This is a genomic window from Eudoraea sp., assembly GCF_049665975.1.
In the GTDB taxonomy this organism is placed as follows: Bacteria; Bacteroidota; Bacteroidia; order Flavobacteriales; family Flavobacteriaceae; genus Eudoraea.
The window spans coordinates 1-10,045 of sequence record NZ_JBATGR010000228.1 but is presented as its reverse complement, the minus strand read 5'-3'; the positions used below and the strand labels follow the sequence as shown (position 1 = coordinate 10,045).

The 10,045-nt window shown below is 38.0% G+C and carries 10 protein-coding genes; 6 read left to right on the top strand and 4 right to left on the bottom strand.

Features of this window, described 5'->3' with window-relative positions:
* Together WBN20_RS08640 and WBN20_RS08635 are read right to left on the bottom strand one after the other, a co-directional pair.
* On the bottom strand, positions 1-1,388 hold a 1,388-nt coding region (locus WBN20_RS08640), incomplete at its 3' end, for an FAD-binding oxidoreductase (RefSeq protein WP_424281389.1).
* A gap of 189 nt (positions 1,389-1,577) precedes the next feature.
* Entirely contained in the window at positions 1,578-2,684 is a 1,107-nt protein-coding gene (locus tag WBN20_RS08635) for a nickel-binding protein (protein WP_424281388.1), read from the bottom strand.
* A gap of 206 nt (positions 2,685-2,890) precedes the next feature.
* On the opposite strand from WBN20_RS08635, the gene WBN20_RS08630 reads away from it, so the two are divergent.
* Positions 2,891-3,496: a pseudouridine synthase gene (locus WBN20_RS08630; protein WP_424275864.1), complete on the top strand. Its 606-nt coding sequence runs from the start codon at positions 2,891-2,893 to the stop codon at positions 3,494-3,496.
* Here WBN20_RS08630 and WBN20_RS08625 read toward each other — a convergent pair.
* On the bottom strand, positions 3,486-4,130 hold the full coding sequence (locus tag WBN20_RS08625) for a head GIN domain-containing protein (RefSeq protein ID WP_424281387.1): 645 nt from the start codon (positions 4,128-4,130) through the stop codon (positions 3,486-3,488). The two genes, WBN20_RS08630 and WBN20_RS08625, sit on opposite strands and share 11 nt — an antisense overlap.
* 569 nt (positions 4,131-4,699) lie before the next feature.
* The gene (locus WBN20_RS08620; protein WP_299162381.1) at positions 4,700-5,155 is read right to left on the bottom strand and encodes a cold-shock protein; all 456 of its coding nucleotides are present in this window, start codon (positions 5,153-5,155) and stop codon (positions 4,700-4,702) included.
* A gap of 388 nt (positions 5,156-5,543) precedes the next feature.
* Between WBN20_RS08620 and WBN20_RS08615 the strand changes: the two genes are divergently transcribed.
* From WBN20_RS08615 to WBN20_RS08595, 5 genes are all read left to right on the top strand, one after another.
* On the top strand, positions 5,544-6,362 hold the full coding sequence (locus WBN20_RS08615) for a 3-keto-disaccharide hydrolase (protein WP_424281386.1): 819 nt from the start codon (positions 5,544-5,546) through the stop codon (positions 6,360-6,362).
* A 6-nt stretch (positions 6,363-6,368) separates the two neighbouring features.
* Complete coding sequence (locus WBN20_RS08610) at positions 6,369-7,064, top strand: orotidine 5'-phosphate decarboxylase / HUMPS family protein (RefSeq protein WP_424272012.1); 696 nt, start codon at positions 6,369-6,371, stop codon at positions 7,062-7,064.
* A 32-nt stretch (positions 7,065-7,096) separates the two neighbouring features.
* Positions 7,097-8,122 (top strand): zinc-binding dehydrogenase, encoded by a 1,026-nt coding sequence (locus tag WBN20_RS08605; RefSeq protein ID WP_424275866.1) that lies wholly within the window; start codon positions 7,097-7,099, stop codon positions 8,120-8,122.
* Between the two features lie 6 nt (positions 8,123-8,128).
* Positions 8,129-8,926 (top strand): SDR family NAD(P)-dependent oxidoreductase, encoded by a 798-nt coding sequence (locus WBN20_RS08600; RefSeq protein WP_424281385.1) that lies wholly within the window; start codon positions 8,129-8,131, stop codon positions 8,924-8,926.
* Positions 8,927-9,007: 81 nt separating this feature from the next.
* Positions 9,008-9,841 (top strand): sugar phosphate isomerase/epimerase family protein, encoded by an 834-nt coding sequence (locus WBN20_RS08595; RefSeq protein WP_424272009.1) that lies wholly within the window; start codon positions 9,008-9,010, stop codon positions 9,839-9,841.
* Positions 9,842-10,045: the final 204 nt, after the last annotated feature.

Sequence of the window (10,045 nt, the reverse complement as noted above, 5' to 3'; positions counted from 1 at the left end):
TGGTTTACCCTAAAGAAATTGTTTGGATCATATGTTTTTTTAATTTCGGTTAAACGATCGTAGTTGTGCTTATAACTAGCCTGAACTCTTTCCTGCCCCTCTTCCATCATAAAGTTGGAATATGCCCCACCTGAAGAATATGGATGTAATGCTTCCCAGTAGTCTTTACACCATTGGGTAATCTTTGGAGCATCTTCCGGTTCAGGTGAAACTCCAACAATGACTCCGGCATATTTGGCATCTCTATAGGCCCAGGGTGTATCTTCATTACCCACTCTGCTAGCGGCCCCAGTTATGGGGTATAGGTGCATTTGCGACAATGGTGTTGGAATACTGGATCCATATTTTAAATGAGCTGCTCTTACTTCTTCACTAAAATCATTAAAGAAATCTGCTCTCCAATACCATTGCAAACCACTAGGAAATAATCCGTCAAAAAGAGTTTGAATAGCTGGATAGGGCATCTCCCCTACATGCTCAAATATGGGATTTTTATCCCTTACCTCTTGAAATAGTTTATCAAATTCTGCAGGCTCTCCGGTATAACACCACACAATACCACAAAACATTTTATTGTGTAATTCTTCAGGAAAAGGTGGTCCAGGGATAACCATGGTAGCAATAAAGCCATTCAAGTCATCAGGCGCATTTGAAATAAAATCATGATACCAGGACATAATTTCATCCGTTTTCTCTATTGGCCATAAGGTAGGTCCACCAATTACCGTACTTACAGGGTGTGCCTGGAATTTAAAAGATGTTATTACCCCAAAGTTTCCACCACCACCACGTATGGCCCAGAAAAGATCTTTGTTTTGATCCTTGTTTACCGTAACAAAGGAACCATCTGCCAAAACCATATCAGCCTCTAAAAGATTATCAATGGTAAGACCGTATTTTCTGGAAAGATGGCCTACACCTCCTCCAAGAGTTAAGCCGGCAACTCCCGTTGATGAAATAATACCAGCCGGAATTGCTAATCCGAACGGGTGCGTTGCATGGTCCACTTCACCCCAGAGGTTTCCACCTCCTACACGTACTGTTTGATCTGCTAGGTTGACCCGTACACTTTTAAGTCCGGATAAATCAATAACCAAACCTTCTTCACATATCCCAAGTCCTCCCCCATTATGACCGCCTCCCCTGATGGCAACCAATAGACTATTTTCCCTGCCAAAATTAACACAGGCCATCACGTCTGCCACATCCACACAGTAAACGATTATTCCCGGGTGCTTATTAATCATTCCATTGAAAACTTTTCTTGCCTCGTTATATTCTGGATCTGAAGCTTGTACAATTTCTCCTTTAAGTTGCGACCTAAATTCTTCGATTAATGAATTGCCTAGTTCTTTAATAGTTTGTTTTTTTTCTGTTGTAGCTGACATTGTTTTAGTTATTAATTGGTTGTTATATTGTTTTGATAGTATATCCTTTTAAGGAACCAAACGGGGGAGGGTCATTCGAATTGTATTTGGCTTTATCGTAAAGTTAGATAGACCAAAATTGGTAAATAGCTACTTTTAATTCAAAAATTTATAATTTTAATTCATAGGTGATTTATGAATGCAAAGGAATTAACTCTGAGACATTTGAGCATATTTAGAAGGTAGGATCCCGAACTTCTCTAAAAAGGATTTTGAAAAATATGCAGGACTATTAAACCCGCTTTCGAAGGCAATCTCAGAAATATTTCCCTTTTGGTTATGGATTAGTTCCAATGCCTTATGCAAACGGTATTCTCTAATGAAGGTGATAGGTGATTTACCTGTAAGCTTCTTAATTTTTCTATATAATTGGGATTTACTATGCCCAAGTTCTTTACTAAGAGTATTAATATTAAAGTTAGATTTATTCCAGGTACACTCACAAAATTCAACCAACTTAGTAACAAATAATACCTCTTGCGGTGTCAAGGTCCTGATTAATTGATCGTCAATGACAGCATTTCTATTTTCATTTTCATACAATGACTTTACAGAAGGAGAAATAACAATTTGACCCTGGACCAGTTCACACATCTGCGTTGCTAATAATATAGATTCTGAAAAAATACCATCCTTTGCCGTTACAGGTGATCCTGTACACAGGCCTATATTAAGACGTTGATTATCCCTTTCCAGTTTAGGGTAGCTATACTTAAAACTTTCCTGGATCTTCAAAGCACATAATATGGCATTGGTAACAGATTTGAAAGAGATCAGGTATGATTTGTCATTTTCCCGAACCATACTTCCCTCAAAATGATTAACAGATTTCGAAACACTACGATGGAATTTCTGTGTAAACATACTTAACTGATGCGTATCCAGTCTATGGAGATAATCAGAGGTTTCCAAGACCATAATCACTCTAAAAGCAGGATCATCAATAATATTTAAGCTCTCTTTTTTTCCTTTTTCCGGATCTTCAATGCGTCCAAGAAAGGATTCTACCAAATGCGGATCCACTTCAATGATATCATGAGGAAATTCCCCATGTGCGTGGTTGTGCATATTCTGAATTGCTTCCCTGTTAGGTGCCTCTATTAAACAGAAAGCCGTATGCCGTTCAGTATCACACCAATAAGTCATTCCTTTGCACCCATATAGATGCTCTACTTTCAGATCTTCCTGGTGCATTAAAGCAACATGCTCTGCGGTAATTTCTTTCGGTATATCATGTCGGTCCATGTATATGGGCATCGGCTTTGTTTTTATACAATTTAAGAAAAATAATTAAATTTCGCAGATTTATTTAACCAATCCAAACCAACTAAATCCGAGTGAAAGTATTCACATTGGCAGAAATAGACTAACAGAAATTGTATTAAACGAACTGCTAATGTTCAGAAATACTAAATCAATAAAAGAGACAAGTCCTAAAAGACTTTGTTACCTTGCCAACTCAAATGGATAGAAGACCACTTCACTTTAAGCTTTATAAACCTTGTGGTATAATAAGTCAGCTTAATTCAAAAAGTCCAAGGGAGTTACGAAAAAAGAAATTTTTAAATGAACTTTATGATTTTCCTAAAGGTGTTATGCCTATTGGTCGGTTAGATGAAAAATCTGAGGGTCTGCTCCTTCTTACCACAGATGGCAAGTTAAGCGATGATATAAATCGCTCTGGTGTAGAAAAAGAGTATTACGCGCAATTGGATGGGGAAATTACAAATGAAGCAATAGCAGTTTTAGAAAAGGGTGTTGCAATAGGTTTTGAGGGTAAACGCTACCTTACCAAAGCTTGTAAAACTCATAAATTAAATGCCCTGCCAAACTTTCCTGAAGCAGATAAAAAACTTCGAATTGGACGACACAGGCCATCCAGTTGGATAAGTATTACACTTACAGAAGGTAAATTTAGACAGGTGCGTAAAATGACCGCAGCGGTTGGTTTTCCTACACTCCGACTTATTAGAATACGTATAGGCGATATATCTTTAGAAAATTTATTGTTAGGGGAAGTAAAACTTTTAACAAATCTTACTGCCAAATGCGAACAATTCAATTCATAGGAATAACCTGTCCTGAGCCCGATATATCTATAATCATTGTGGGACTACCTTTGTAATAAACATTACCACTGCCTTCAATGTTCACGTTTAAACTTTCTGTACAATAGACTTCACAATCTCCAGAGCCTTCAATGCGTGCTTCTACAATGGCCGCCATAAACTCCGCACCATTAATAGTTCCGGAACCTTCATTTTTAATGTTTAGGTTGTCCGTGTAACCGGCAATTGCAATATTTCCACTTCCTATATTTTCAATTTCCATGATCCCAGTACTTTGTAATTCAAATACAGTAATATCTCCTGTACCCTCGTTTTTTATACCATTTAAATCCGCCACCGTAATATTGGCTTCCAAATAGGTGTTTCTGTAGTTTCCGTCTTCCAGGTATATCTTTAATTGGCCATCGGAAACTCTGGTTTTCACTCTGCCAATGAGATTATCATCTGCTATAATTTCCAGAGATTGTGTCGGACCCTGAGTTATATTAACTACAAAAGTCCCTTCACTACTAATTCTAGTAAATAGATTTACCTCTCTGAATTCTGAAATTGTATTTCCTGATCCTGTATAATCATCTTTGGAACAGGAGGCTATTGTTATTGCCGTTAATGTTATTAGAAATAACCTTCTCATGATATATTAGATTCAATAAGTTATGTTATTTCTTTTTGCTCCTTTTGAAGAATGGCTTCTGTTCATACTCCACCCATATCCCAAATGATAATTTAAGGTCCTTTTAATGTAGTTCATGTCTAGCGTTCTCATGATATTCGTTTTTTGATTGATGTATACCTAAAAGACGTACTCACTTCATTTTTGTTACAAAGTCTTACTAAAATTTAGGCAATAGTATTGCAATGGCTTTGAGCCATTATTTAAGTTTACACAAAAGAGTAAGAGACGTTATTCGTTGATATACAAGAATTTATATCTTAAGAGCAGAACAATAAATTTACCATAAAAAAACTAGGTAAAATATTCAAAGCCTATTTTATTCCTAAGATTCTTTTAAACATGCGAACCTCGCATTGGTAAATTTTACATATAAACTCTATTAGATCTGAATACATATTGTCTGATTTCATCTTGTTTTGATTTAATTATTTAACTATTAGTAAAGCAAAACACCAAAAAATCACATTCAAATCAAGAAAATTATAAAATAGATGGGGAAATGTATGTTTTGTGGAGAAAGTTTGAAGTTATACTTTCTTTACCCGAACGGCATTAAGCCCTTTCATCCCTTTTTCCAATTCAAATGACACCTTATCATTTTCTACAATCTCATCGATCAAGCCACTTACATGACAGAAATATTTTTCATTGTTTTCAGCATCAATGATAAAGCCAAAACCCTTAGAGGAATCAAAAAATGACACTTTGCCCTTTCTTACTGGATCTACCTCTTCTATATCGCCTTCTTCCCTCTTTGGAATACCAAGGATAATATCTTCAGCCTCAATTTCCACTTTCAGAGAAGGATCCGGAGGAGTATCTGTTAAATTCCCATTATGATCTACATATGCAAATTCAATACCACCACCCTTTTCTTTGGCGGCTGCCTTACGTGCTTCTTTCTTTTTTTGTTTGTCCTCGCGTTTTTTGAGACGTTTTTTTTCTTTTTCGCCTTTGCTATAGGTTTGTTGCGATCTTGCCATTAAAATGTTTTATTAGGATAATATAGTTTAGTTTAAAAAGAATCTTGATTAAGAAATGAGCGCTTGGAAAAGTAAGTGTGGAACTGTGAATACTCCAAAAAATTAGCCAGAGCGATGGTAACTATAGGTCGGTAATTATCTTATTAAACTTCTGTAAAGATAACACCTTGCATTTTAATTTACAATTAAAAGGGCTGGAAAGCTTTTTTTGACAACCTCAATAGATAAAATTGAAGTTAAACTTTACGGATAAAATGTAAACTACCTGTTATTTAAACGAGGATGCTAATATTGTTTTGTAAATGCTTATTTTTAAATACAGCTATTAATCCTTAAGGTTATTCATTTTAAGCATCCTATAAATAAATAAATTAAGGTAATCAACCCTATGAGAACTAGACTCAAAAGATCAAAACGAATCCCATTGTACATAATCTGGTCCGTTATTTTTCTTTTAAGTTTTCAATCCTGCAAGGATAAAAAACACCAGATTACTGAGAAGGAATCAGGGATTATCCAACAAGTGGAAAAAGATTTTGTCCAAATTTTTGATGGAGCCAGCTTAGAAGGCTGGGAAGGAGACAAAGCATACTGGCGTGCATCTAATGGTGTTCTGATTGGAGAAGTCACGCCCGAAACACCTTTGGAAAGCAATACTTTTATTATTTGGCAAGGCGGGCAGCTGTCAGATTTTGAACTAAAGTTGGAATTTCGTATTGCTGAGGCCGGGAACAGTGGTATTAATTATAGAAGTGAACGCCTGGACACAATTCCTTATGCTCTTAAGGGATATCAGGCTGATATTGATGGCAAAAACACCTATACCGGACAGAATTATGAAGAAAGAAAACGCACTACCCTCGCTTATAGGGGAGAAAAAGTTTTTGTTAAATCGCAAGATAGCCCACATGAACAGGTTTCGTTGAGGACAAATGTGCAAAATAATGCCTGGAAAAACAGAGAGGTAGTAGAATTTCTTGGGAACTCAGACAGTTTAAAATCCAAGATTAAACCAGAAGATTGGAATAGCTGCCATTTGATAGTTAAAGATTATCGTCTGCAACATTTTATTAATGAAATATTAATGAGTGAGGTAACGGATCTCGATTCAGTTAACCGTAAGTCTTCTGGCTTTCTGGGTTTACAGGTACACGTGGGGCCGCCTATGAAGGTAGAATACAGAAATATAAGATTAAAAGAATTATAAGCAGATATGAAACCCATAGTACAAATATCTTTGGACCTTACAAATATTGATGAAGCTTTGGAAACAGCCGCATTGGCCATGAGAGCAGGTGTTGACTGGCTGGAGGCCGGGACTCCCTTACTTTTGGCTGAAGGCTTACACGGAGTAAAAAAATTACGTGAAAATTTTCCGGGTGTACCTATTGTGGCAGATCTGAAAACTATGGATGGAGGCTATCTGGAGGCAGAAATGATGGCTAAGGCCGGTGCTACACATGTAGTAGTTATGGCCAGGGCACATGAAGAAACCATTAAGATTGTGGTTGAAGCCGGAAAAGATTTTGGAATACAAATAATGGGCGATAATTTGGGCTGTCCCGATATGGTGGCCGGTGCCAAACGATTGGAAGAACTTGGTTGTGATTATGTTATCCATCACATTGGTTATGATGAACGTCGTGGGATAGCCGCTCAGGGTTTTCCTATGCCAAGTCCGCTTGATCAGTTGCGAGAGGTGGTAAATGCTGTGAATGTACCTGTGCAGGCGGTAGGTGGCCTCTCTCTTGAGCAAGCTATTCGTTGTCCCGAATACGGGGCTCCCCTTGTTGTACTGGGAGCTCCTTTAACCATAGATGCCGATTCTTTTAGGACCGCTGAGGGTGATCTTGAAGCATCATTAAAACTAATATGTGACAGAATACATGCATATCCGGAAATGAAATAATCTATTTTGAAGTGTTTTAAAACTGTAATTATATGAACTCTATTGCCGTTGTAAATTTTGCTCCTAAAAAAGGTAGTGTAGAAATTCGAGAAATACAGAGGCCAATTATCGGTGATGACGAAGTTCTCCTTGAAGTAGTAAATGTAGGAGTTTGCGGGAGTGATTTGCACCAGTGGACAGCAGATCATAGCTGGCCTGTAAATTATCCTGTAGTGCTTGGACATGAATTTGGAGGCCATATTGCTGAAATTGGTAAAGGCATCAAGGATTGGAAAGAAGGTGATGCCGTGGTGAGCGAAACTGCTGCAGTTATAAATGCCCAAAGTCCTTTATCCAGGCAGGGCCTCTACAATCTGGACCCCGATCGAAAGGGGTTTGGATACGGAGTTAACGGGGCAATGACAAGATATGTTAAGGTTCCGGCAAGATGTCTTCACAGGGTACCTAAAAACCTATCTTTTGAACAGGCTTGTTTAACTGAACCCTGCTCTGTTGCCTATAATGCCGTAATAACGAATTCAAAAATTCGGCCTGGTGACCGTGTCATTGTATTAGGTCCGGGAACAATAGGAATATTGTGTGCCGCTATGGCTCAATTATGCGGAGCCCATGTGGCCTTGGTTGGTCTGAAAAAAGACGCTGTAAGATTATCAATAGCAAAGCAATACGGCTGTGATATAATAGTAGATGATGCTACACAATGGGCACTTGAACACGATGGACTTGGGGTTGATTGTGTTATTGATGCAGCAGGGGTTAGTGAAACCCTGAATTTGGCTTTAAAATGGGTAAGGCCTAATGGTCATATTACGAAGGTTGGCTGGGGCCCCCAACCTTTTAATCACTCGCTTGATACCCTTGTGCAAAAAAATGTGACTTTGCAAGGAAGTTTTAGCCATAACTGGCCCATATGGGAAAAAGTACTTTCCTTGTTAGCTACAGGTCAATTGGATGTAGAGCCAATCATTGGGGGTATTTGGCCCCTGGAGCAATGGAATGAGGCTTTTGAAGCCATGCACTCCGGGAAAGTGGTAAAGAGTATTTTGAAACCTAATTAACTTAGTATGCGTTTAAAGAACAAAGTTATTCTAATTACCGGAGGTTATACCGGCATAGGACAGGCCATTGCGAGGGCATGTGTAAAAGAAGGCGCGCAAGTCCTTTTAAATGGATTGCGCAATGAAAAGGGCGAGAGATTGGTAGAGGAATTGGGAAGTAATAGTGCCACTGCAATTACAATGGATATAACCAAAGAAGAGGCTCCGGAAATTTTAATAAATGAAGCTGTAAAGAAATTTGGCAAACTGGATGCCGTGGTCAATAATGCCGCTATGATTGTTTCTTCAGATATTAATACTACAGATCTTTCTTTTATGAGAAAGATGCTGGCCATTAATACCCTGGCGCCTTTTGCTATCATTCAGGCTTCCCTTCCTCATCTAAAAAAAACAAAGGGATGTGTATTAAATATTGGCTCTATTAATGCCTGGAGCGGAGAACCCAATTTATTGGCATATAGCATATCTAAAGGCGCTTTGATGACCTTAAGCAGAAACCTTGGAGATAGTTTATTCCGTGATCACGGGGTACGCGTAAATCAAATTAATCCGGGATGGGTTTTGACAGAAAACGAAAAAATAAATCAGAAGCAACAGGGAATGGATGATGATTGGTATAAGAAATTGCCCGATCTTTTTGCACCATCCCAACGTATATTTGAGCCTCACGAAATAGCATCCGGGGCTGTTTACTTATTATCTGATGAATGCGGTCCTGTTAGTGGTCAGGTACTAGAACTGGAACAATTCCCTATGATAGGCCGTAATCTGCCAAAGAATTGGAGCGGATTTAGCAATAAATAGTATCATAAATAAAATAAAAAAGTGCCAAAATTAGCCGTATTCCCAAAAGCCTATATGCAAGATCTATGTAAAACAGGCACTATGAAAGTAACGGAGTGGATTGATTTAGCTACTTCATTGGAGGTTGATGGTTTGGAATGGTATGCGGGCTTCCTGGAAATGGCTGATAACTCTAATTGGGAATTGTTCAGAAAAAGAGTGGAAGAAAAGGGAAAAGAGATTCCAATGCTATGTTGTTCTCCAGATTTTACTCATCCTGATAAATCCTTCAGGCAAAACGAAATTAAAAAACAAAAACACTGGATTGAAATGACCAAAGCCCTGGGAGGATCATATTGCCGTGTCCTTTCAGGCCAAAAACGTCCAGAGCTATCCATGAAAGAAGGAATAGAGCTGGCTGCAGAAAGTATTGAAGCTTGTTTACCCTATGCCAGCGAACGAGGAATTACTTTAATTTTAGAAAACCACTATAAAGACGATTTTTGGGAGTACCCTGAATTTGCGCAAAAAATGGAAGTTTTTTGCAAACTTGTATCTTATATAGATCACCCGAATTTTGGGGTTAATTATGATCCCAGTAATGCCTTTCTCGCGGGGGAAGATCCTCTGAAATTATTGAAAAGAGTCTCCTCCAGAGTAGTGACCATGCATGCCAGTGATCGCTATCTTCTTGAAGGAACCTTAGATGACCTTCGAAAAGAGGAAGACGGTGTTTTGGGTTATGCTAAAAGACTTCGTCATGGAGAAATTGGCAAAGGTTTAAATGACTATGACGCTATTTTCACAGAGTTGAAAAGAGTAAATTTTGATGGGTGGATCAGCATAGAAGACGGTGTGGACGGAATGGAACAGTTAGAACGAAGTGTAGTTTTTCTAAGAAAAAAAATTAGAGTGTACTGGCCTGAATTTAAATAAGTTAACACCTTTTAAATAAAGTTATTATTAATTGTATTAAAAAACAAGGTATAACGTAATCCAGCGTAAATAATTTATTCAGGTTTTCAATGTCTACCAAAAATTGCCTTAGTTTTTTACTTAATCAAGTTACGGCAAGCTACCCATTCCTTCAGTTTCTCGCGGGCATCCGCTGCAGGATACCCTAATACAGTTTTCCCCGCC

Coding starts and splice junctions, on each gene's coding strand:
- WBN20_RS08600 (WP_424281385.1), top strand. CDS start 8,129: ATGCGTTTAAAGAACAAAGTTATTCTAATTACCGGAGGTTATACCGGC.
- WBN20_RS08625 (WP_424281387.1), bottom strand. CDS start 4,130: ATGAGAAGGTTATTTCTAATAACATTAACGGCAATAACAATAGCCTCC.
- WBN20_RS08610 (WP_424272012.1), top strand. CDS start 6,369: ATGAAACCCATAGTACAAATATCTTTGGACCTTACAAATATTGATGAA.
- WBN20_RS08605 (WP_424275866.1), top strand. CDS start 7,097: ATGAACTCTATTGCCGTTGTAAATTTTGCTCCTAAAAAAGGTAGTGTA.
- WBN20_RS08630 (WP_424275864.1), top strand. CDS start 2,891: ATGGATAGAAGACCACTTCACTTTAAGCTTTATAAACCTTGTGGTATA.
- WBN20_RS08635 (WP_424281388.1), bottom strand. CDS start 2,684: ATGCCCATATACATGGACCGACATGATATACCGAAAGAAATTACCGCA.
- WBN20_RS08620 (WP_299162381.1), bottom strand. CDS start 5,155: ATGGCAAGATCGCAACAAACCTATAGCAAAGGCGAAAAAGAAAAAAAA.
- WBN20_RS08615 (WP_424281386.1), top strand. CDS start 5,544: ATGAGAACTAGACTCAAAAGATCAAAACGAATCCCATTGTACATAATC.
- WBN20_RS08595 (WP_424272009.1), top strand. CDS start 9,008: ATGAAAGTAACGGAGTGGATTGATTTAGCTACTTCATTGGAGGTTGAT.